The organism is Flaviramulus aquimarinus, assembly GCF_039543205.1.
GTDB classification, from domain to species: domain Bacteria; phylum Bacteroidota; class Bacteroidia; order Flavobacteriales; family Flavobacteriaceae; genus Flaviramulus_B; species Flaviramulus_B aquimarinus.
Genome location: NZ_BAABJH010000001.1, coordinates 1,239,642 through 1,260,806, shown reverse-complemented (window position 1 = coordinate 1,260,806; position 21,165 = coordinate 1,239,642). Strand labels below are relative to the sequence as shown.

Here is a 21,165-nt window from a genome sequence, read left to right as displayed (position 1 = left end):
TATGTTTAATGAAGAAGCACTAATAAAGGAGTTAAATTTTAAAGCCATAAGGAGTTCTGGTAGTGGTGGTCAACATGTAAATAAAGTATCATCAAAAATTGAGCTGAATTTTAATCTATCAGAATCATTTGCACTTAATGAAGAGCAAAAAGAACGGCTTAAAAGTAAACTTCAACATCGGTTAACCAAAGACAATCTTCTCATACTACAATGTGATGAGAGTCGCAGTCAGCATAAAAACAAAGAGCTTGTTATAAAACGGTTTTTAGTATTAATAACCACATCCTTAATTATTCCTAAAAGAAGAATTCCGACTAAAATTCCAAAAGCAGTTATTAGAAAACGATTGAAGAACAAACGGAATATATCTGATAAAAAGGCAAATAGAAGAAGGCCAGACATCGACTAAAAATAAGATGTTATTAAAAAGTTCCAGATTAAGCTTTTCGACTTTATAAAAGAAGAATTAAGCAGTGCAAAAAAATCGTAAATCGTAAATCAAAATTCATAAATCTAGTATATATTTGTAGCGTTCTCAAAAAAGGGGTGCTAACGGATTGACGATTCAGGATGTTTGATTGACGATTAATGATAAAAAAGCATAAATCTAAAATCATAAATCTAAAATCTAAAATTTCTACAGCTGAGATCATACCCATTGAACCTGAGCGGGTAATGCTGCTAAGGAATTTATAATGTTTTACTGAACGTGTTTCAGTGTAATCATTAATTAAAACCAATTAATAACAATAAAGAATAATTACCTCTTTTTATTCGATTATAAACATAATCGTAATGAAAAACATTTTTCTTTTTTTAACACTCTTGGTGTTATCAGTCAGTGCCAGTGCACAACAAAATCAAGTCCAACAAGATTCAACTAAAACAGAAAATCTAGATGAAGTTTTAGTAAAAGCAGTACGTGTAGACGGAGACTCTCCAATTACACACTCTAACGTTTCCAAGGAAGAATTGGCTAAGCGTAATTTAGGACAGGATATTCCTGTGCTTTTAAATTTTTTGCCCTCGGTAGTTACTACAAGTGATGCCGGTGCGGGTATTGGTTATACAGGGATTAGAGTTCGTGGAACGGATGCCACACGTGTAAATGTAACCATTAACGGAATTCCCTATAACGATCCAGAAAGTCAAGGTACATTTTGGGTGAATTTAGGGGATTTTGCATCATCAACAGAAAGCTTGCAATTACAACGCGGTGTAGGAACGTCTACTAATGGTTCGGGTGCATTTGGTGCTAGCTTAAACTTACTAACTGATGCCTTTTCTGAAGATGCTTCAGGTGAAATATCTAATAGTTTTGGAAGTTTTGGAACTAGAAAACACACTGTAAAATTAAGTACAGGATTGCTTAATGACCATTTTGAAATTTCTGGACGGTTTTCAAAAATAAATTCTGATGGTTATGTTGATCGTGCTTTTACAGATTTACGCTCGTATTTTATACAAGGTGTCTATAAAGATGATAATACCTTAATTAAAGCTTTGACTTTTGGAAACACAGAACAAACCTATCAATCTTGGTTTGGTTTAACAGCGGATCAATTACAAGAAAACCGTCGCCAAAACCCATACACTTATGAAAACGAAACCGATAATTATTGGCAAGACCACTATCAATTACATTGGAATGAGCGTTTTGATAATAATTGGTCTATGAATCTTGGATTAAACTATACCAAAGGAAAGGGGTATTTTGAGCAATTTGAAGATGATATTGATGATATAAGTCTATATAACGGTATCGTATTACCTACAGATATTAGAGTAGATGAAGATGAAGATGGAAACCCTGTTGATGTGCCAATTACTGATGTAATTAGAAGGCGATGGTTAGACAATAATTTTTATGTTTTGAATGCCAACCTAACTTATAAAAAGAATACTTTGGAAATTATTTCAGGTTTATCCTATAGCTCTTATGATGGTGATCATTTTGGAGAAGTGATTTGGGCAAAACAGTTTTCTGAGAATGGCAATATTAGAGATCGTTATTATGAAGGCGATGCCACTAAAAACGATTTCAGTATTTTTTCTAAAGCTACATTTAAACTATCTGAAAAGTTTACAGGATATATAGATTTACAAGGACGATTTGTAAGTTATAAAACAAATGGGTTAAATTCAGATAGAGATGTGTTTGTTACAGATGCAGATTTTAGCTTTTTCAACCCAAAAGTAGGATTAACGTTTAAAAATAATGACTTTAACAGTTTTTATGGCTCTTATGGAAGAGCAAATAGAGAGCCAAATCGTGATGATTTTGAAGCAGGAGTAACTGAAAACGAAACACTTAATGATATTGAATTAGGTTGGCGCTACAATAGAGAAAAAGTGAGTGTAAACACAAATTTATACTATATGTTTTACGAAAATCAGTTGGTGCTAACAGGGGAGTTAGATGATGTTGGGAGCCCTATAAGAGCAACAAGTGGTAAAAGTTTTAGGTTAGGTTTGGAAGTTGATGCTAACATTCAGTTCTGCAAAGCATTTAGTACATCTACTAATGTGGCTTTAAGTACTAATAAAAATAAAAACTTCAATACGACCATTAATGGTGAATTGGTAGATTTAGGCAATACTAATATATCATTTTCACCAGAATTAGTTATTGGTAATGCTCTTAATTTCTTTCCTGTAGAAAACATTCAGCTATCAATTTTAAGTAAATATGTTGGAGAGCAGTATATGGGAAATATTGATAACGAAAGTTCTAAATTAAGTAGTTATTTTGTGAATGATTTTAATATTAATTATGAAATCAAAACTAATAAACTGTTTAAAGCTATAGTTTTGTCTGGTTTAGTAAATAATATATTTAATAAAAAATATGTTTCTAATGGGTATTTTGGGTCTTTTGATTTTGATGATACAACAAGTCCAACAGGAACTACAACAGGTTATTTTTCAGGGTTTTATCCCCAAGCTACAACAAACTTTTTATTAGGAGCTACATTAAAGTTTTAAGCAATAAATTAGGGATTGCGAAGTGTAAGCGTGGTTGGTATTATATCGGTCACGCTTTTTTAGTTAAAAATAGAAAGGTCATCTCCATTTCTTTGAGCAATATAGCCTCTTAAGGCACATGTTGTACCCGTATTTCCTACAGGTATCCCATCCAATAAACTGTATTCATTTCCATCTTCACAATTGCATTTAGCAATAATACCATTGATACTTAAAAAAGAACAGTCAGTAGGTATATGGTTTGGGTCAGTAGCATCAAAGGCAACATAGCGCGATCCTGTGTTGTTTACAATAATACCATCCTTGCCACCTATGAGAGGTATGTGAACAGGAACATTTATAGATTTTAGCTGACTGAACTCTGGAAAATTGAGATTTATAGTTTCATTAACACTAATATCAAGTAAGAATCTACAATTTCTATCATCAACAGAATTACTGCTACAAGACATTAAAAAAAAGAAGCATATAATGGAAAAAATAGATTTCATAAATTTTATAAAAATTAAAATGCAATGTACAACAAAAAGTAAATTGACTTAAATATTTTGTATATTTGTTATACAATCTCGTGTAAGCGGGATTTTTTTATTTGCTGAACTCTAACACCAACTTTGTTGAGGTGAGTTTTCAGCATCTTTTATTTAAGTAAAACGATGAAGTTATGAGTAAAGTATCATACTATACACCTGAAGGGCTAAAAAAATTAAGAGACGAACTGAAGCAACTAAAAGATGTAGAGCGTGTAAAAGCATCTAAAGCTATTGCCGAAGCAAGAGATAAAGGCGATTTAAGTGAAAATGCAGAATATGATGCCGCAAAAGAAGCGCAAGGGATGTTAGAAATGCGAATTTCTAAATTAGAAGATGCCTTAGCTGGTGCTCGTGTTATTGATGAATCGCAATTAGATAATTCTAAAGTGTTGGTTTTATCTAAAGTGAAGATAAAAAACCAAACTAATGGTATAGAAATGAATTATACATTAGTTGCCGATGGCGAAGCAGATTTAGCTTCAGGAAAAATATCGGTAAACTCTCCAATTGGTAAAGGGTTATTAGGTAAGTCCGTTGGTGATGTGGCAGAAATTCAAGTGCCAAATGGTATTATGAAATTTGATATTATTGAAATTTCTAGATAAAAACAGGTTTTTTCATTTCCGTAAAAATGGAAATCTTTTAAATATAAAATTATGGCTTCAATTTTTACTAAAATAGTAAACGGAGAGCTTCCCTGCTATAAAATAGCAGAAACGGAAGATTTTTTAGCGTTTCTTGATGTTAATCCAAATGCTAAAGGGCATACACTTTGTATACCTAAAAAAGAAATTGATAAAATTTTTGATTTAGATGAAGTCACTTATAATGGATTAATGTCCTTTTCAAGAGAAGTAGCATTGGCCTTGAAAAAAGCAGTGCCCTGTAAGCGCATTGGTGTAAGTGTTATTGGATTGGAAGTGCCACATGCACATGTTCATTTAATTCCATTGCAATCTATGGAAGATGCCAGATTTATCCAAAAAGTAAAATTATCTTCAGAAGCTTTTCAAGAATTAGCAGAAGCTATTAAGTCTAAGTTATAATTTTATATAAAATACTGCAAACAGAAGTGTTGCAATTAAAAGTAAAAATCCTATAATAACAACCCAAGATGCTTTTTTTAGAAAAGTTGATGATTTTTTAGGTACAAAAGCCCTTTTCTGATATTCAAAAACGCGATCAATATCATCTGTCCATTGTACAGGGTAAATAATAGAGTTACAGGTTTTGCATGTAATTTCATGATTAATTTCAGAAGTAATCGATTTGTAAAATTTAGTTTCTACTATTTTTTGTTTAAACATCAATCGCAAACCATTAGTGTTATAGCATTCAGGACAGTTATTTTTAAGAGTGACTTCTTTTATGTCAATTAGTTTTTCAGACATGACTAATGTGCGCGTTTTAAATTTATCTGTATCGTGCTACCTTTTTCTTTTTCAGATTCTAAAACCTTTATTTTACCATTATGAAAATCTTCAATAATCCGTTTGGTGAGCGATAACCCTAAGCCCCAACCTCGTTTTTTTGTTGTAAAACCAGGCTCAAAAATTTTATTAAAATTCTTTTTGGAAATGCCTTTTCCAGTATCGCTAATACTCACTTTTACATTATTTTCAAGTTGGGATATTTCAACACTGAGTTTACCCCTGCCTTTCATAGCATCAATAGCATTTTTTACTAAATTTTCAATAACCCAACTATAAAGCTGCTTATTAAGGTTTACGGGAATTTCACCTTCAGGGATTATAAGCTCAAAATCTATAAGTTTAGATGATCTGGCTTTTAAATAATCATAAGACTCAATGGTTTCTTTAATAATATCAGTTTCCTTTAAAGTTGGCAATGATCCTATTTTACTAAAACGTTCAGTAATGGTTTTTAAACGCTCAACATCCTTTTCAATTTCAACAATATAATCTGGATTTACGTTTTCGGTTTTTAATAGTTCAGTCCAACCAATTAAAGAGGATAAAGGTGTACCAATTTGGTGTGCAGTTTCCTTAGCCATGCCAGACCATAGTTTATTTTGAGTTGCATTTTTGTTACTACTATAAAAAAAGAAGATAACGGCACCAAAGAGGAAAACAATGAGCAATAATGCCAAAGGATAATACTTTAATTTGTTTAATAATGGTGAGTTACCATAGTAAATAGTGCTTACAATGATATTCCCTAGTTTTACAGGTATGGGTTTGTTTTCTTCTTTAAACTTTAAAATTAATTTTTTAACATAAAGTGAATCTTTAATTTTTGTGTCATCAACATTATTATGACTACCCAAGCTTCCATCTTCATTAATAACAAGCATGGGCGTTGTTTTGTTACTATTTAATATTTGTAAAGTAAGCCCTAGATTAGCGGTATTATCAGAATTAATAAATTCATTTTGAGCCAACGACCAATTTTCCATTTTGGTGCGTTCCTCGTCTTTAAAATGCTGGAAGAATTCGTAGGTTTTCCATAAAATAAGTGAAACAATAGCGAAAGATGCTATAATAATTATCCAACGGAATGCATTGCTATGTTTAGTGAAAATCATTAACAATTAAATTTGATTTGTAATATAATGCAAATCTGTTAATATTATTGCGCAAGTTGTTAGTAAATCGGTTTTTAGATGAGTTATAGTTTAGTTACATTTGTTGAAATTAAAAAAATTAATGCCGTCAATAGATCCAAAAACATTATCAACCAGTAAATTACATGGTTATTTATTGAGTGCTGTTGCACCAAGGCCAATTGCTTTTGCTAGTACGATTGATGCTCATGGAAATTCTAATTTATCGCCATTTAGTTTTTTTAATGTGTTTAGTGCCAATCCGCCCATTATGATTTTTTCGCCTGCAAGACGTGTTAGGGATAATACAGTTAAGCATACGTTAAAAAATGCTGAAGCAACAAAGGAGGTGGTTATTAATGTAGTGAATTATGATATGGTACATCAAATGTCATTAAGCAGTACGGAATATCCTGAAAACGTTAATGAGTTTGAAAAATCGGGATTAACCATGTTAAAATCAGATGTTGTAAAACCATTTCGCGTGGCCGAAGCACCAGTACAGTTTGAGTGCAAAGTGAATGATATTATTAAACTGGGGACCGAAGGTGGCGCAGGGAATTTAATTATTTGCGAAGTTGTTAGACTGCATATAGATGACGAAGTTCTTGATGAAAACGAAGCTATAGATCAAAAGAAATTAGATTTGGTTGCTCGAGCAGGAGGAAGTTATTATAGCCGTGCTAAAAAGGGTTTTTTTGAAATACCAAAACCATTAACAACCTTAGGTATTGGAGTTGATAGTTTTCCAGACCATATAAAAAACAGTATGGTGCTAACAGGAAACGATTTAGGAATGTTGGGAAATATAGAACATTTACCATCTGAAGAAAGTATTAAAAATTTTGTTGAGGAGGTTGGAGAACGTTACCCTAATATAAAAACAGCTACACATAGAGAAAAGCATAAACTAGCTCGAAATTATTTAAGTTTTGGAGATGTAGAAAGTGCTTGGAAAATATTATTAAGTTGAAAAACAGTTCTCTATGCTTTGCAGAGAGAAGTCAATAAAAGTAGTATAAATTAATATAGATTAAATAAGTAAAATAAATGGAAGTTCAAGGAAGAATTAAAATGGTTGGAGAAACTCAAACTTTTGGAAGTAATGGGTTTAGAAAAAGAGAAATTGTAGTAACAACAGAAGAGCAATACCCACAACATATTATGGTGGAATTTGTTCAAGATAAAACAGATTTATTGAATAGCTACCAAGTAGGGCAGCAAGTAAAAATCAACATTAATTTACGTGGTAGAGAATGGGTTAATCCACAAGGAGAAACCAAATATTTCAACTCTATTCAAGGTTGGAGAATTGAGGCATTACAAGCTGAAACCCCAGAAGCAAACATGCCACCAGTACCACCAGCAGATGCTTTTGAGCCAGCTGGCGATTTAAAAGAAGAAGATCACGACGATTTACCTTTTTAAATTCTCAAAAGGAAATAATCGTTACCCTGAACTTGTTTCAAGGTTTAATAAAATTAACCTCAGTGTTTATTCAAACGTTGAGGTTTTTTATATTTACCTATATGCAATACCTAAACGAAAATATTTGGTTCCCTAACGTAAATGAAGCCTCATTAGAAGGGGTATTAGCTATTGGTGGCGATTTATCAGTTAAGCGTTTGTTACTTGCCTATAAGTCGGGTATTTTCCCTTGGTTTGAATCCGATGCCCCTATTATATGGTGGTCGCCAGATCCGCGTTTTGTCTTATTTCCAGAAAAGTTAAAAGTTTCAAAGAGTATGAAACAGGTTATGAGAAATAAAGATTATACCGTAACCATTAACAAAGACTTTAAATCAGTTATTACAGAATGTTCAAAAATAAAACGAAACGGACAGACCGATACATGGATTACAAATAGTATGATAGCGGCTTATGTAAAACTATACGAGATGGGCTATGCTAAATCTGTTGAGGTATGGTGTGGTGATGTTTTAGTAGGTGGTCTTTATGGTATTGATTTAGGCAATAATGTGTTTTGTGGCGAAAGTATGTTTACTAAGGAAAGTAATGCTAGTAAAGTTGGATTTATAACATTTATTCAGAATACTAATTATAAGCTTATAGATTGTCAGGTCTATACTAACCATTTAGAAAGTTTGGGTGCTGAAGACATTTCTAGGAACACTTTTATGGAGTATTTATAATACTAAACTTCCGAACCTAAATTTTCAAAACAGCAGTAGTTAAAATAAATAAATTATTTTTCGTTTTTAAGTTAAAGGCTTCAAAACGATGCTCAAGACCTGTTTGAAGTTTTAAAACTTCTGTAACTTGCCATCCTATTTGGGATGAGATTCTTATATCGGCTTCAGGTCTATCCTTTTTGCTTACACTTAATAAACCTTCAACGGTATTTACTAAATAGGATTCTCCTATATTGAGTTTTTCTCCATTTAAAGGAAAATCTATAGCAAATCTATAACGCTGTCTAAAAATAGTCTTGGTATTTAAAATCCGTTGTTCAGCTCTAAAACGATGGCCGTACCTAATCCCAATTTTTTGTTTTTTATAGTTGAATTGTTCGGTTATTCTTAGCTCATTTGAACTATTATTGAAAAGATCTCTATTACGATATTGTAATCCAACACTTAAATCATGATTATAATTTAGTTTAAAAGTCGAAAAGTGCACAATATCTATTTGGCGTTGCTCAAAAGTAAAATCAACAGTTTTATATAAGCAATAACGGTTTTTTAACGCAAAATTTAAGCTGTAATTTTTTGACACCTTGTGGTTTACTGCAAAAGCAGATTCGCCTAAAGTTTCAAAATTGTTTTGAGCACCGTTTTTAAAACAAACAAAGAGCAGAACAGCACATATTAGGTTTTTAGTATAATGCATGTTCGTAAGAAGAAAAGGTTACTAATCTGGAATTTATAAATTCCCCATTTCGGTTAAACGTAAATTCCCTTAGTTCATGTTTTTTTTTGGTTTTTATTTCTGCTATAATTTCAAAATGGGTGTTTTTTTCATCTGGATTATCAACAATATATTTAATAAATTCCTCATCTGTTTTATGAGTCTTATTTATAAACTGCTTTTGGATTTTTATGATTCTAGTTTTTTTGAAATTAGAATTGAAATACTCAAAAATTTGTTTAGGCCCATTTTTAGAAATGTATTTCTTCTTGATAAGAATTTCAATATCCTCCAGTTTTCCTTGAGTATCAAATTCTACACTATAATGTAGCTTTTTAAACTTAAATTTAGCTTCGAAACTTTGTTTTCTCCCGTCAGTTTCTTTGAAAAACTTTAAAGACTGAAGTTTATGGGAAATAGAATTAAAATAATTTTGTGTAACTTCAGGAAACTCAGAAAGCGATATGCGTTCTTCCTTTTCGTTTTTGGTTTGAGAAAAACAGCACGAACAACACCATATAAAAAGTAGAAAACTAAACGGCTTCATATCTAAAGCAATGTTTTACATGATCATTTACCATGCCCGTAGCTTGCATATGCGCATAAACTACAGTGGTGCCTACAAACTTAAACCCTCGTTTTTTTAGATCTTTACTAATAACATCACTTAAAGGCGTGTTAGCAGGAATATCGCTTAAACTTTCAAACCTGTTTTTAATTGGCTTATTGTCAACAAATCCCCAAATGTACTTACTGAAACTACCAAATTCCTCTTGAATTTTCATAAAAGCTTGTGCATTGTTAACGGTAGCATTCACTTTAAGTTTATTTCTAATAATACCAGCATCTAAGAGTAAGGCATCAATTTTATCTTGATTATAACGCGCTATTTTTTTATAGTCAAAATTATCAAAAGCAGTTCTGAAATTCTCACGTTTTCGTAATACGGTTATCCAACTTAAACCCGCTTGAAAGGTTTCTAAAATTAAAAATTCAAAAAGGGTAGCATCATCATAAACAGGAACACCCCATTCGTTATCGTGATAGGCTTCATATAGCACATCGCCTTTACACCAAGCACACCTATGTTTTTCCATCTATATATTTTTTTGAAACTAAAATTAATAATTAATAACCAATTGTGGATTGTAAGGTATAGGATTAAAATATGACAAAAGTCATTATTAATAGCACAGCAAGATACTAATTTTGCTTTTATCAATTTTTAAAACAGTTTTATGAACCCCATTATACAATCTAGTTTAGAGAACAGCATGTCTTATGATGCTTATCGTAATTTAGTGAAACAATTAGCAGAAGAAAATTCTAATTCAGGATTGGAAAAAACAGAAGCTTTAGCCAATTACACTAAACTCAATGACAGACGGATGAAACGTTGGGATAAAACCATAATAATACCCGAAATTGCCCAACAAAAAATATCAGAATTTAACCAAAAAGCAACCTGGTTAATTATTACTGAAAGTTGGTGTGGCGATGCGGCACATGTTATACCTGTTCTTAATAAAATAGCAGAATTAAATCCAAACATTGATATTAAAATTGTGCTTCGTGATGATAACCTTGAGCTTATGGATATGTTTTTAACTAATGGAGGCAGAGCTATAGCTAAAGTTATTATGATTGATAATGAAACTAAATCAGTTATAGATACTTACGGACCTAGACCAAGTGAAGCAACAAGCTATGTAAATAGATTTAAAGGAAAACATGGTAAGCTTACTCCTGAGTTTAAAGAAGATTTACAGCATTGGTATAATAAAGATAAAGGACAAAATGTGATTGAAGATATTACTGAAAAACTTTGCCAATTACAGCCTATTCTTTGCCAATAAAATAGAACGTAATAGAGCCCAATTGATTTTCTTTTGCGGCATCAGAACTAAACTGTGCCTGTTTAGCATACTCAATAGCATGTTCAATTAAACATTCGTTGCTTGATGTTGAAGAGGTGTTTATATATGTGTCAACAACATTGCCATTAGAATTGACTGTTATGTTTACTACTATTTTACCATTAACTTCACAAAGGTAAACAGGAATAGGAATGTAAATTTTTGTTCTGTTAGCTAATGAAAATCTGATGGAACTTTTAGAATTATTTCCCTCAGATTGCTGCTGTTTAAGTAAATGGTTTACTTTACTAAATTTTGAAAGTGCATCTTCATCTAACTTAGAGTTTTCAGGAACCTCATAAACTTTATGGGCTGTGTTTATGTTTTGGGGGGTATTGCTTAATTTTGGCACATAATCTTCAGGAGGCGCTATAGTTTTAAAAGCTTGAGCAAAGTGTTTGTTTTCTTGAGCTTCGTTAAAAGCTTTATTAGTTTCCGCTTTAGAACTATTAAGCTTATCTAAGGCATCAAGAATTTTGATTTCTTCTTCGGTAAGCACTTTTTCCGGTTCAATTTCATAGTAACTTTCAGATATAAGTTCGCTCTGTTTTTTCAAGCTTAAATTAAAAATAGACAGGATTACCGTTCCAGAAATTAGAAGTGTTATCAGTAGGGCTTTATGTTGATTTGTTAGGTTCAAATCGCTATAACTAAGAGTTAAGGTTTAATAAAGATACGTAAAAAGAACATAAAAGGTTTAAACAACATACATTCTATAAAACAGAAATGCTGCATAAGTTTTAATAAACTAAAGATTTTTTTGCTTATTTTGAATCTAAGCTTTTAATAAAGTCTTCAATGGAAGAGGCCTTTTTAACATCAAAATCTCCAATTTTAGTTCTTCGTAAAGCAGACAAATATGCGCCAGATTTTAAGGCTTTTCCAAAATCGTTAGCCAAAGAACGAATGTAAGTGCCTTTGCTGCAAACGACTCTGAAATCTATATATATTGAGCCCGTACTCAGCTTAGACGAGGTATTAATCTTAGTGATTTTAAATTCTTGAATACTAACAGTTCTTGATTTAATTTTCACATTTTCACCAGCTCTAGCATATTCGTATAAGCGTTTTCCATCTTTTTTTAAAGCTGAAAAAATAGGTGGAAATTGCTGAATTTCACCAATAAATTGTTCGGTAGTTTTATATATTAAATCTTCAGTGATATGCCCGATAGGAAAAGTTTCATTGATTTCAGTTTCTAAATCAAAGGACGGTGTTGTACTTCCTAAAACTATTGTACCAGTGTATTCTTTTATCTGACCCTGAAAAGTGTCAATTTGCTTGGTCATTTTTCCTGTGCAAATAACTAATAGTCCAGTAGCAAGAGGGTCTAAGGTGCCCGCATGCCCCACTTTTATTTTTTTAATATTGAAAGCTTGACGGATTTCCCAACGCAATTTATTAACGACCTGAAAAGAGGTCCAATTAAGCGGTTTATCAATTAATAGTACTTGACCAGAAAGAAAATCGTCTTTAGTGCACATATTAATTGTTGAAAAAAGCAAATCCAATAGCAATCAAGCCAACAATAACACAGTAAATAGCAAAGTAGGTCAGTTTACTTTTCTTTACTAAGGCGATCATCCATGTGCAAGCAAATAATCCAGCTATAAAAGCTGCTACAAAGCCAATGGATAATGCTGTGAAATTGCCACTATCATAAGTTAAATCACCACTTAAAATATCTTTAGCAATCTTTCCAAAGATTAATGGTACAACCATTAAAAATGAAAAACGAGCTGCTTTGGTTTTATCATTCCCTAATAACACAGACGTTGAAATTGTTGCGCCAGAACGTGAAATTCCAGGAAGCATAGCTATGGCTTGAGCAAAACCTATTACTATAGCATTAGTAAATGACACCTTTTTTTCAGTACTTTTTGCCTTATCAGCTAGAAAAAGTAATAGTGCTGTGATAATAAGCATAAAACCAACAAGTTTTATATTGTTTCCAAATAATTCTGCAAATTCAGATTCAAAAGTATAACCAATAAAAGCTGCAGGAATCATGGAAATAGCAATTTTAGAAATGAATTGTAAATCATCATTCCATTTAAATTTTAAGGCCCCTTTAATAAGGTCAAAAATATCTTTTCTAAAAACAACAATGGTACTTAAAGCTGTAGCGAAATGAAGTACTACAGTAAACAATAAGCTTTCTTCAGGTATAGAGTTATCGCCAAGAATGGCTTTTCCTAGTTCTAAATGACCACTTGATGATACAGGTAAAAATTCGGTAAGTCCTTGGATAATACCTAAAATAATTGCGTCTATAATTTCCATGGCGCAAAAGTATTAAAATTGAGTAATTTAAAAATAAAACGAAGTTTTAATTTAGAATTATTTTTTATCAGGATTTAAAAGAATAGCATAAATCTCAAAACCAAAACCAATAAGTACTAGCATTGGTGCCAAGCGAATACGACGGAAACTAAAAATTTCAGGGTTAAAAACATTTGGGTCATCACTACCACCACCAGACATTAAAATAAAACCTAATGCAATACATGCTAAACCGATAAACATAAATTTATAGTTTTTCTTTCCAAATATAAAAACTGGTTTTAATGCTTCTTTTCGCTTTTTTTCTCCCATAATCAAATGTTGCAGTATAATTAAGTGCAAATTAAGTGATTTATTTAAAACTATTGTGTTAATGGTTTTTTAATTCAAGTTTCTAACAACTAATAATATAAATCGTCAGTCTTTAAATTCAAGAAACGTTGTGTAGCAAAATGTGTGCTTATCCAAGTAATAATAATACCTAAAGTAAAAACAAAAACAAATAATAGTACCATTAAAATAGGGTTGCTTAGTAATTCTAATTCCGTAAAAGTTTTATTAAGATAATACAATACAATGGCCATACCAATAAGTGCCAAAAAAGCACCAACCATACCTAAACGAACACTTTTCCAAACAAAAGGGCGTCTAATAAACTGTTTTGTAGCACCAACCATTTGCATAGTTTTTATGGTAAATCGTTTAGAATAAACAGCTAATCGTATAGAACTATTAATAAGTAAAACCGCAATTAAAGTAAAAATGGCACTAATGACCAATACCCAAAAACTGATTTTCTTAACATTATCATTCATCAAATTAACCAAATCATTATCATAAGTTACTTCTTCAACAAAGTTTTTATTTAAGGCTTCGGCAGAAATTTTTTCAAGATGCTCTGAAGTCACAAAATCAGCTTTTAAATGGACATCAATCGAGTTTTGCAGTGGATTATAGCCCACAAAATCCATGAAATCCTCGCCATTTTCAACTTTCATAAATTCAGCGGCCTGTTCTTTCGAAACATATTCGGTAGATTTTACATAATCAGCCATAGCTAAACTTTTTTCAAGTTGTTTGGTCTCAACGTCTTTAGCATTGTCTTTTAAGTAAATAGTTACAACCACTTGTTCCTTAAAATGGTCAGAAACTTTTTTTGCGTTTAAAATCAACATGCCCAATAACCCTAATAAAAACAGCACTAAAGCAATACTTAAAACTACCGAGAAGTAGGATGAAATAAGTCTGCGTTTCTGGTGTTTTTCAAATGATGAACTCATGAAATTATGGATTAATGCTGTAAAAATAATAAAGTAAAAGCAATCTGTATTTATTTAAACTAAAACATATCAACATTGTTGTGTTTAAGATAATTTCTTTGATGGCTTACTAATAATATATACGCCAATAACAACCATTAAACAACTTAATATCTTTATAAGATTAATGTCTTGAGCATATTCATCTTTCATTAAAACATAAGCATAGATACTTACCATTAAAAAACTAATTACAGGTTGTAAATAAATATAGCTGCTCGTTACCGATGGCGATACATAATTAAGTGCATAAATATTAAATAAATAAGCAAAAAAGGTTGTAAACAGAACAACGTAGCCAATAACCAGATAAGTGTTTATTGTAAAGGTTTCGAAATTTGTACTAGCAAAATCATTTAGGGTAAAAGGAGAAATAAATAATAACCCAAATAAAAACATCCAACTAATAACAGTTATGGCATTGTATTTTTTCATTAAGGTTTTTACAATAACAAGGTAAAACCCATAACAAGTAGCGTTTAAAAACACAAACAAATTACCAAGAAGCGAACTGGTTCCAGCTGCTTTATTTCCATACAGAATAAGGAATATGGCGCCAATTCCGGCAATGGTTATACCAATTAGCTTCTTTTTGGTAATACGTTCTTTTAAGATGAAAAAACTAAAAACAAGGACCAGAACTGGTGTGACGGTCATAATTATTGAAGCATCAACGGGCGATGTTAAATTAATACCATGGAAAAAAAACAGCATATTAGCGGCAGCCCCAAGCAAACCACAAAGTGCTAATCTTAATATATCTTTTCGTTCAACACTTTCTTTAACAAATAAAAATTTAATACCCCAAAAAAGCAGGACACAGCAAGCTAAACGAATAAAAACAAAAGCATTCGGATTAATTTTTTCGGGCATAATACCTTTTGCAATAATGTAGTTTGCACCATAAATAAGATTAGCTCCTAATAATGCTAAATGTGCTTTGTAAATGTGTTTAATCAAATCGTTGTTTTCAAAATAAAACCAAAAGTAAATCTATTATATCATTTTAATTCAAAATAGCACGAGTATTTAATAAAAGTAAAGGCTTTTAAGTTGATTTTTAAAAACGTAAATTTGCCGCTTGAAATTCGTCATTCCAAACGAGGTATGTGGATTTATTCAATTTTTAGTTTCAATTATTAAAAATTGCCATACTTTAATTATACTTAGTAAACGCACGTAATGACGTTAACAGTTTAGAAATAGAAATGAAATACAATTTCAACGACATAGAAGCCAAATGGCAAAAGTATTGGGCAGAAAACCAAACCTTTAAAGCGATAAATAACAGCGAAAAACCAAAATATTATGTTTTGGATATGTTTCCTTATCCAAGCGGTGCGGGTTTACATGTGGGTCATCCCTTAGGTTACATTGCATCGGATATTTATGCACGTTATAAACGTCATCAAGGATTTAATGTATTGCATCCGCAAGGTTATGATAGTTTTGGATTACCAGCAGAACAGTATGCTATTCAAACTGGTCAGCACCCAGCCATTACCACTGCAGAAAATATAAAAACCTACCGTCGTCAATTAGATCAGATTGGGTTTTCATTTGATTGGTCTCGAGAAGTTCGTACGTCAGATCCCAATTATTATAAATGGACGCAGTGGATTTTTATTCAATTGTTTAATTCGTGGTATTGTAAAAACCATGAAAAGGCATATGATATTAAAGATTTGGTGGAGTTGTTTAAAGAAGAAGGCAATATTAATATTAATGCCGAATGTCAGAATGTTGGTGATATTTTTACAGCAGAAGAATGGAATGCCATGTCTTCAGAAGCACAACAAAGCATATTGTTGCAATATAGATTAACCTATTTGGCTGAAACCGAAGTAAACTGGTGTCCAGCTTTAGGAACAGTTTTAGCAAATGATGAAATTGTTAATGGCGTGTCTGAACGCGGAGGACATCCCGTAATTAGAAAGAAGATGACGCAATGGAGTATGCGTATTTCAGCATATGCAGAGCGCTTGCTTCAGGGATTAGAAACTATTGATTGGACAGATTCATTAAAAGAAAGTCAACGTAACTGGATTGGAAAATCTGTTGGTGCACAGGTGAAATTTAAAGTAGTTTCAAATGAGGTGAAAGAAGCGCCAGAATTTGAGGTTTTTACCACCAGACCAGATACTATTTTTGGTGTCAGTTTTATGACATTAGCACCAGAACACGAATTGGTTTCTCAGATTACAACCCCAGAACAGAAAGAAGATGTAGACGCCTATGTACTGGCAACCGCTAAGCGTAGCGAACGCGATAGAATGGCCGATGTAAAAACCATATCCGGTGTATTTACAGGAGCTTATGCTATACACCCATTTACTAAAAAATTAATCCCAATTTGGATTGGCGATTATGTTCTGGCAGGTTACGGAACAGGAGCCGTTATGTCGGTACCATGTGGCGATGAACGTGATTATGCATTTGCTAAGCATTTTGATATACCAATTCCTAATATTTTTGAAGGTGTTGATATTTCAGAAGAAGCCTTTTCAGATAAAGAAAAAACCGTTATAGCTAATAGTGATTTCCTTAACGGTATGACTTATAAAAAAGCCACCAAACGCGCCATTTACGCGTTGGAACAAATGGGACAAGGCGAAGGTAAAACCAATTATAGATTACGAGATGCCGTATTTTCACGTCAGCGTTATTGGGGAGAGCCTTTTCCTGTTTATTATGTAAATGGCATGCCACAAATGATAGATGCCAAACATTTACCAATAAAGCTTCCAGAAGTAGAAAAATATTTACCAACCGAAACTGGCGAACCACCATTAGGAAATGCTACAGTTTGGGCTTGGGATACTGAAAAGAATGACTTGGTTTCAAACGACTTGATCGATAATGAAACGATTCATCCTTTAGAATTGAATACCATGCCAGGTTGGGCAGGAAGTTCCTTCTATTTTAACCGTTATATGGATCCAGAAAACCAAAACGAGATAGCTTCAAAAGAAGCTATGGACTATTGGCAAGATGTCGATTTATACATAGGCGGTAGCGAACATGCCACTGGACATTTATTATATTCGCGTTTTTGGCAAAAATTTTTGTTTGATAAAGGTGTTGTCCCCGTTGATGAATATGCTAAAAAACTGATTAACCAAGGCATGATTTTGGGTACTAGTGCTTTTGTTTATAGAGTTGAAGGAGAGAATAAATTTTTATCTAAAGGATTAGTTCTAGATAAAAAAGTACAAGAAATTCACGCAGATGTTTCGTTTGTTAATTCATCAGATGAATTAGATATAGAGGCTTTTAAAAATTGGAGACCTGAATTTAAAGATGCCGAATTCATTTTAGAAGATGGTGCTTACAAAGTAGGTCGCGATGTCGAAAAAATGTCTAAATCCAAATACAATGTCGTTAATCCAGATGATATTGTTTCAGATTATGGAGCAGACAGTCTACGTTTATACGAAATGTTTTTAGGGCCATTAGAGCAATACAAACCATGGAATACGGCTGGTATTACAGGTGTACATTCGTTCCTTAAAAAACTTTGGAAGTTGTATGTAGATAATAACGGACTAAAAGTTACCGATGCTACGCCAACAAAAGACAATTTAAAAACACTACATAAAACTATTAAAAAGGTTCAAGACGATATTGAAAATTTTTCGTTTAATACATCAGTATCTACGTTTATGATTTCGGTTAATGAGTTAACGGCACAAAAATGTACAAGCAAAGATATTTTAGAACCTTTATTGGTTTTAATTTCGCCATATGCTCCACATATTGCTGAGGAATTATGGAGTCAGTTAGGACATAACGCGTCTATTTCAACAGCGCCATTTCCAGAATTTGATGCCAGTCATTTGGTAGAAAGCAGCAAGAATTATCCAATCTCATTTAATGGTAAAATGCGATTTACGATGGAATTGCCATTGGATATGAGCAAAGATGCTATTGAAAAGGCTGTTTTAGAAAACGAAAAAACACAAGAACAATTAGCGGGTAGAACGCCTAAAAAGGTGATTGTTGTTCCTGGTAAAATTGTAAATATTGTAGGCTAAAGTATCTGACTGTTAAATCTTGTTGTCATGTCCAAATAAGGAACGATTGAGACATTGCATAATGGATAACAATATAAAACGTAAGGTAAGGTACTAGCTAAAAGATTGCAAGTCTAGATAATAGCATTTTTTCAATAGTAAACATATGGATTATATAGAACTTATAGGTTTTACAGCAGCATTTTTAACAACAGCTGCATTTCTACCTCAAGTTTATAAAACTTGGAAAACAAAGGATGTTACTGCTTTGTCTTTACCCATGTTACTTCTTTTTTTTATAGGTATTGTAGGGTGGTTGGTTTATGGATTTCTTAAAAATAGCCCATCCATGATTTTTGCTAATAGTATTACGGTAGTGTCTTCATTTTTCTTAGTATATTTTAAAATAAAATACACTAAGAAATAATTAAATTGATAATTTCAAGGGGTGTTTTTTGGTCCAGATTTTCAATTTGGTAAAATATCATTTTCATTTTTTTTAAATTCATAAAAATATCTTGGTCTTACCTATATGAAGTAATTTTTGCGTTTTTCGTTGTAATTTGTACAAACAAATTAACCTAAAATTTAATCTATGAAAATTGGTGTTCCAAAAGAAATTAAGAATAACGAAAACAGAGTAGGAATGACTCCTGCTGGAGTTTTTGAGCTCACAAAAAGAAATCATACCGTTTATATACAATCAAGTGCTGGTTTTGGCAGTGGCTTTTTTGATGAAGACTATCAGGAAGTAGGTGCTATTATTTTAAATTCCATTGAAGACGTTTACGCATCTAGCGATATGATTGTAAAGGTGAAAGAACCGATACAAGAGGAATATCAATTAATCAAACCAAATCAAGTTATTTTCACCTATTTTCACTTTGCCTCTAGCGAAGAATTAACTAAAGCTATGATAAAAAGTAATGCTATTTGTATTGCTTATGAAACGGTTGAAGATGCTGATGGATCGCTACCATTGTTAATCCCTATGTCTGAGGTTGCTGGTAGAATGTCTATACAACAAGGTGCTAAATATTTAGAAAAACCGATTAAAGGACGTGGTGTTTTATTAGGTGGAGTTCCTGGAGTCCCACCCGGAAAAGTTTTGGTCTTAGGAGCTGGGGTTGTAGGAATTCAAGCGGCTAAAATGGCTGCAGGATTAGGAGCGCACGTTACTATAATGGATATAAACATGAAACAGTTGCGCTATGTAAATGATGTCATGCCAAATCATGTGGTAACAGAGTTTTCGAGCGAATACAATATTAGAAAACGAATTAAAGAATCTGATTTAATTATTGGAGGTGTTTTAATAAAAGGCGCAAAAGCCCCTAAGCTAATTACTAAAGATATGCTTAAAGAAATGACACCAGGAACTGTAATTGTAGATGTGGCAGTCGATCAAGGTGGATGTTTTGAAACTACAAAAGCAACCACGCACGAAACCCCAACTTATATAATAGATGATGTGGTACACTATTGTGTAGCGAATATGCCAGGAGCAGTACCTTATACATCTACAGTAGCGTTGACTAACGTAACTTTACCTTATGTTATTAAATTAGCAAATGAAGGTTGGGAAAAAGCATGCGAAAGTAATAAGACATTGGAAAAAGGCTTAAATGTTGTAAAAGGTAAGATTGTTTATAAAGAAATTGCTGAGGCTTTTAATTTTGAGCTAGAAACGGTTTAACGGTATTTTAACTGACAAAGTTTCATACTTAAAGATTGGTGCAATTATTGTTATCTTTATTACATAAATAAAAAATGAAACCATGTTAGGATATTATATATTAATAGGAGCCATAGCGCTTGTAAGTTGGTTAGTCAGCAGTACACTTAAACGTAAGTTCGAAAAATACTCTAAAGTACAATTGCGTAATGGTATGAGTGGTGCGGAAATTGCCGAAAAAATGTTGGCAGACCATGGCATTAGGGATGTTGAAGTTATTTCAACACCAGGTCGATTAACAGATCATTATAACCCAAAAAACAAAACGGTTAATTTAAGTGAAGCTGTGTATAATCAACGTAACGCTGCAGCGGCAGCAGTTGCAGCACATGAATGTGGTCATGCCGTACAGCATGCTCAAGCATACGAATGGCTAAAAATGCGCTCTGCTTTAGTACCAGTAGTTAGTGTAACCTCAGGGATGTCTCAATGGGTAGTCATTGGCGGATTAATGTTAGGTGCTGCAGCAGGTCTTGGGTTTGGTTATTGGGTAGCCGTTGCAGGTTTAGTTATGATGGGTTTTGCAACCTTGTTTAGCTTTATCACTTTACCAGTAGAATATGATGCCAGTAATCGGGCACTAGTTTGGTTAAAAAATAAAAATATGGTCTCTCAAGAAGAATATGGAGGTTCAGAAGATGCCCTTAAATGGGCAGCTAGAACATATTTAGTTGCAGCTATAGGAGCTTTAGCCTCTTTGGTATATTGGGGGCTTCAAGTATTTGGAGGTAGAGACTAAGAAGAAACTCTATAAAAGACTAAAACCGAAATTCGTTTTTTAAGCGTTTTTTCGGTTTTTTTATGATTTTTATATAATTAAGTGTACGATTATCTGTAAAAAAATCGGATTAAATTTCTTTGTAAAATTAATTTTTAAAGGAAAATTTACGTTAAACGAACATACTGTTCAATATAACGAAAAATGACCAAGAGCTAAGTTATTATTGATA

The 21,165-nt window shown here is 32.4% G+C and carries 24 protein-coding genes; 12 read left to right on the top strand and 12 right to left on the bottom strand.

The window, feature by feature from the left end:
- Position 1 precedes the first annotated feature (1 nt).
- Both arfB and ABD941_RS05880 read left to right on the top strand, forming a co-directional pair.
- Complete coding sequence (gene arfB, locus ABD941_RS05885; protein ID WP_345273108.1) at positions 2–409, top strand: alternative ribosome rescue aminoacyl-tRNA hydrolase ArfB; 408 nt, start codon at positions 2–4, stop codon at positions 407–409.
- A 386-nt stretch (positions 410–795) separates the two neighbouring features.
- Positions 796–2,985, top strand: coding sequence for a TonB-dependent receptor (locus tag ABD941_RS05880; protein WP_345273107.1), 2,190 nt, complete (start codon positions 796–798; stop codon positions 2,983–2,985).
- A gap of 59 nt (positions 2,986–3,044) precedes the next feature.
- Here ABD941_RS05880 and ABD941_RS05875 read toward each other — a convergent pair whose 3' ends face one another.
- Positions 3,045–3,476 carry a hypothetical protein gene (locus ABD941_RS05875; protein WP_345273106.1) on the bottom strand — a complete coding sequence of 144 codons (432 nt, stop codon included), beginning with the start codon at positions 3,474–3,476 and terminating at the stop codon, positions 3,045–3,047.
- 173 nt (positions 3,477–3,649) lie between these two features.
- Here ABD941_RS05875 and greA point away from each other — a divergent pair, with 173 nt between their 5' ends.
- Positions 3,650–4,123, top strand: a complete 474-nt coding sequence (gene greA, locus ABD941_RS05870) for a transcription elongation factor GreA (protein WP_345273105.1) — start codon at positions 3,650–3,652, stop codon at positions 4,121–4,123.
- Positions 4,124–4,174: 51 nt separating this feature from the next.
- Positions 4,175–4,564: an HIT family protein gene (locus ABD941_RS05865; protein ID WP_345273104.1), complete on the top strand. Its 390-nt coding sequence runs from the start codon at positions 4,175–4,177 to the stop codon at positions 4,562–4,564.
- Here ABD941_RS05865 and ABD941_RS05860 read toward each other — a convergent pair.
- Positions 4,559–4,909 carry a hypothetical protein gene (locus tag ABD941_RS05860; protein WP_345273103.1) on the bottom strand — a complete coding sequence of 117 codons (351 nt, stop codon included), beginning with the start codon at positions 4,907–4,909 and terminating at the stop codon, positions 4,559–4,561. The genes ABD941_RS05865 and ABD941_RS05860 overlap by 6 nt on opposite strands.
- A 2-nt stretch (positions 4,910–4,911) precedes the next feature.
- A complete protein-coding gene (locus ABD941_RS05855; RefSeq protein ID WP_345273102.1) occupies positions 4,912–6,063 on the bottom strand; it encodes a sensor histidine kinase in 1,152 nt (383 codons plus the stop codon).
- A 121-nt stretch (positions 6,064–6,184) separates the two neighbouring features.
- On the opposite strand from ABD941_RS05855, the gene ABD941_RS05850 reads away from it, so the two are divergent.
- The 3 genes from ABD941_RS05850 to aat all read left to right on the top strand — a co-directional run bounded on the left by ABD941_RS05850 (position 6,185) and on the right by aat (position 8,234).
- Entirely contained in the window at positions 6,185–7,054 is an 870-nt protein-coding gene (locus ABD941_RS05850; protein WP_345273101.1) for a flavin reductase family protein, read from the top strand.
- Positions 7,055–7,131: 77 nt separating this feature from the next.
- A complete protein-coding gene (locus ABD941_RS05845) occupies positions 7,132–7,509 on the top strand; it encodes a DUF3127 domain-containing protein (protein WP_345273100.1) in 378 nt (125 codons plus the stop codon).
- Positions 7,510–7,610: 101 nt separating this feature from the next.
- Entirely contained in the window at positions 7,611–8,234 is a 624-nt protein-coding gene (gene aat / locus ABD941_RS05840; RefSeq protein WP_345273099.1) for a leucyl/phenylalanyl-tRNA--protein transferase, read from the top strand.
- A 16-nt stretch (positions 8,235–8,250) separates the two neighbouring features.
- On the opposite strand, the gene ABD941_RS05835 is transcribed toward aat, so the two are convergent.
- From ABD941_RS05835 to ABD941_RS05825, 3 genes are read right to left on the bottom strand one after another with little or no spacing between them, the layout of a single operon-like run.
- Positions 8,251–8,931 (bottom strand): DUF2490 domain-containing protein, encoded by a 681-nt coding sequence (locus tag ABD941_RS05835; protein ID WP_345273098.1) that lies wholly within the window; start codon positions 8,929–8,931, stop codon positions 8,251–8,253.
- A complete protein-coding gene (locus ABD941_RS05830) occupies positions 8,918–9,496 on the bottom strand; it encodes a hypothetical protein (protein ID WP_345273097.1) in 579 nt (192 codons plus the stop codon). The genes ABD941_RS05835 and ABD941_RS05830 overlap by 14 nt, the downstream gene beginning before the upstream one ends.
- A complete protein-coding gene (locus ABD941_RS05825) occupies positions 9,483–10,046 on the bottom strand; it encodes a DNA-3-methyladenine glycosylase I (protein ID WP_345273096.1) in 564 nt (187 codons plus the stop codon). Before ABD941_RS05825 ends, ABD941_RS05830 begins: the two co-directional genes overlap by 14 nt.
- 141 nt (positions 10,047–10,187) lie before the next feature.
- Between ABD941_RS05825 and ABD941_RS05820 the strand changes: the two genes are divergently transcribed.
- Positions 10,188–10,805: a thioredoxin family protein gene (locus ABD941_RS05820; RefSeq protein ID WP_345273095.1), complete on the top strand. Its 618-nt coding sequence runs from the start codon at positions 10,188–10,190 to the stop codon at positions 10,803–10,805.
- Here ABD941_RS05820 and ABD941_RS05815 read toward each other — a convergent pair.
- From ABD941_RS05815 to ABD941_RS05790, 6 genes are all read right to left on the bottom strand, one after another.
- The gene (locus tag ABD941_RS05815) at positions 10,789–11,421 is read right to left on the bottom strand and encodes a hypothetical protein (RefSeq protein WP_345273094.1); all 633 of its coding nucleotides are present in this window, start codon (positions 11,419–11,421) and stop codon (positions 10,789–10,791) included. The genes ABD941_RS05820 and ABD941_RS05815 overlap by 17 nt on opposite strands.
- Before the next feature lie 208 nt (positions 11,422–11,629).
- Complete coding sequence (gene truB, locus ABD941_RS05810) at positions 11,630–12,349, bottom strand: tRNA pseudouridine(55) synthase TruB (protein ID WP_345273093.1); 720 nt, start codon at positions 12,347–12,349, stop codon at positions 11,630–11,632.
- A gap of 1 nt (position 12,350) precedes the next feature.
- The gene (locus ABD941_RS05805) at positions 12,351–13,148 is read right to left on the bottom strand and encodes an undecaprenyl-diphosphate phosphatase (protein ID WP_345273092.1); all 798 of its coding nucleotides are present in this window, start codon (positions 13,146–13,148) and stop codon (positions 12,351–12,353) included.
- A gap of 57 nt (positions 13,149–13,205) precedes the next feature.
- A complete protein-coding gene (locus ABD941_RS05800) occupies positions 13,206–13,460 on the bottom strand; it encodes a DUF3098 domain-containing protein (protein ID WP_345273091.1) in 255 nt (84 codons plus the stop codon).
- Between the two features lie 89 nt (positions 13,461–13,549).
- Complete coding sequence (locus tag ABD941_RS05795; RefSeq protein ID WP_345273090.1) at positions 13,550–14,428, bottom strand: cell division protein FtsX; 879 nt, start codon at positions 14,426–14,428, stop codon at positions 13,550–13,552.
- A gap of 84 nt (positions 14,429–14,512) precedes the next feature.
- Positions 14,513–15,427, bottom strand: a complete 915-nt coding sequence (locus ABD941_RS05790; RefSeq protein WP_345273089.1) for a DMT family transporter — start codon at positions 15,425–15,427, stop codon at positions 14,513–14,515.
- Positions 15,428–15,675: 248 nt separating this feature from the next.
- Between ABD941_RS05790 and leuS the strand changes: the two genes are divergently transcribed.
- The 4 genes from leuS (at position 15,676) to ABD941_RS05770 (ending at position 20,954) form a co-directional block, all read left to right on the top strand.
- Positions 15,676–18,501 (top strand): leucine--tRNA ligase, encoded by a 2,826-nt coding sequence (gene leuS, locus ABD941_RS05785; RefSeq protein ID WP_345273088.1) that lies wholly within the window; start codon positions 15,676–15,678, stop codon positions 18,499–18,501.
- A 145-nt stretch (positions 18,502–18,646) separates the two neighbouring features.
- A complete protein-coding gene (locus ABD941_RS05780) occupies positions 18,647–18,907 on the top strand; it encodes a SemiSWEET family sugar transporter (RefSeq protein ID WP_345273086.1) in 261 nt (86 codons plus the stop codon).
- Positions 18,908–19,075: 168 nt separating this feature from the next.
- On the top strand, positions 19,076–20,176 hold the full coding sequence (ald, locus tag ABD941_RS05775; protein ID WP_345273085.1) for an alanine dehydrogenase: 1,101 nt from the start codon (positions 19,076–19,078) through the stop codon (positions 20,174–20,176).
- A gap of 82 nt (positions 20,177–20,258) precedes the next feature.
- Positions 20,259–20,954, top strand: a complete 696-nt coding sequence (locus tag ABD941_RS05770) for a zinc metallopeptidase (protein WP_345273084.1) — start codon at positions 20,259–20,261, stop codon at positions 20,952–20,954.
- The last annotated feature ends 211 nt before the right edge of the window (positions 20,955–21,165 follow it).

What these genes read in the sequence shown, in the direction of transcription:
- arfB (WP_345273108.1), top strand. Translation starts at nt 2, where the DNA reads ATGTTTAATGAAGAAGCACTAATAAAGGAGTTAAATTTTAAAGCCATA.
- ABD941_RS05880 (WP_345273107.1), top strand. Translation starts at nt 796, where the DNA reads ATGAAAAACATTTTTCTTTTTTTAACACTCTTGGTGTTATCAGTCAGT.
- ABD941_RS05875 (WP_345273106.1), bottom strand. Translation starts at nt 3,476, where the DNA reads ATGAAATCTATTTTTTCCATTATATGCTTCTTTTTTTTAATGTCTTGT.
- greA (WP_345273105.1), top strand. Translation starts at nt 3,650, where the DNA reads ATGAGTAAAGTATCATACTATACACCTGAAGGGCTAAAAAAATTAAGA.
- ABD941_RS05865 (WP_345273104.1), top strand. Translation starts at nt 4,175, where the DNA reads ATGGCTTCAATTTTTACTAAAATAGTAAACGGAGAGCTTCCCTGCTAT.
- ABD941_RS05860 (WP_345273103.1), bottom strand. Translation starts at nt 4,909, where the DNA reads ATGTCTGAAAAACTAATTGACATAAAAGAAGTCACTCTTAAAAATAAC.
- ABD941_RS05855 (WP_345273102.1), bottom strand. Translation starts at nt 6,063, where the DNA reads ATGATTTTCACTAAACATAGCAATGCATTCCGTTGGATAATTATTATA.
- ABD941_RS05850 (WP_345273101.1), top strand. Translation starts at nt 6,185, where the DNA reads ATGCCGTCAATAGATCCAAAAACATTATCAACCAGTAAATTACATGGT.
- ABD941_RS05845 (WP_345273100.1), top strand. Translation starts at nt 7,132, where the DNA reads ATGGAAGTTCAAGGAAGAATTAAAATGGTTGGAGAAACTCAAACTTTT.
- aat (WP_345273099.1), top strand. Translation starts at nt 7,611, where the DNA reads ATGCAATACCTAAACGAAAATATTTGGTTCCCTAACGTAAATGAAGCC.
- ABD941_RS05835 (WP_345273098.1), bottom strand. Translation starts at nt 8,931, where the DNA reads ATGCATTATACTAAAAACCTAATATGTGCTGTTCTGCTCTTTGTTTGT.
- ABD941_RS05830 (WP_345273097.1), bottom strand. Translation starts at nt 9,496, where the DNA reads ATGAAGCCGTTTAGTTTTCTACTTTTTATATGGTGTTGTTCGTGCTGT.
- ABD941_RS05825 (WP_345273096.1), bottom strand. Translation starts at nt 10,046, where the DNA reads ATGGAAAAACATAGGTGTGCTTGGTGTAAAGGCGATGTGCTATATGAA.
- ABD941_RS05820 (WP_345273095.1), top strand. Translation starts at nt 10,188, where the DNA reads ATGAACCCCATTATACAATCTAGTTTAGAGAACAGCATGTCTTATGAT.
- truB (WP_345273093.1), bottom strand. Translation starts at nt 12,349, where the DNA reads ATGTGCACTAAAGACGATTTTCTTTCTGGTCAAGTACTATTAATTGAT.
- ABD941_RS05805 (WP_345273092.1), bottom strand. Translation starts at nt 13,148, where the DNA reads ATGGAAATTATAGACGCAATTATTTTAGGTATTATCCAAGGACTTACC.
- ABD941_RS05800 (WP_345273091.1), bottom strand. Translation starts at nt 13,460, where the DNA reads ATGGGAGAAAAAAAGCGAAAAGAAGCATTAAAACCAGTTTTTATATTT.
- ABD941_RS05795 (WP_345273090.1), bottom strand. Translation starts at nt 14,428, where the DNA reads ATGAGTTCATCATTTGAAAAACACCAGAAACGCAGACTTATTTCATCC.
- leuS (WP_345273088.1), top strand. Translation starts at nt 15,676, where the DNA reads ATGAAATACAATTTCAACGACATAGAAGCCAAATGGCAAAAGTATTGG.
- ABD941_RS05780 (WP_345273086.1), top strand. Translation starts at nt 18,647, where the DNA reads ATGGATTATATAGAACTTATAGGTTTTACAGCAGCATTTTTAACAACA.
- ald (WP_345273085.1), top strand. Translation starts at nt 19,076, where the DNA reads ATGAAAATTGGTGTTCCAAAAGAAATTAAGAATAACGAAAACAGAGTA.
- ABD941_RS05770 (WP_345273084.1), top strand. Translation starts at nt 20,259, where the DNA reads ATGTTAGGATATTATATATTAATAGGAGCCATAGCGCTTGTAAGTTGG.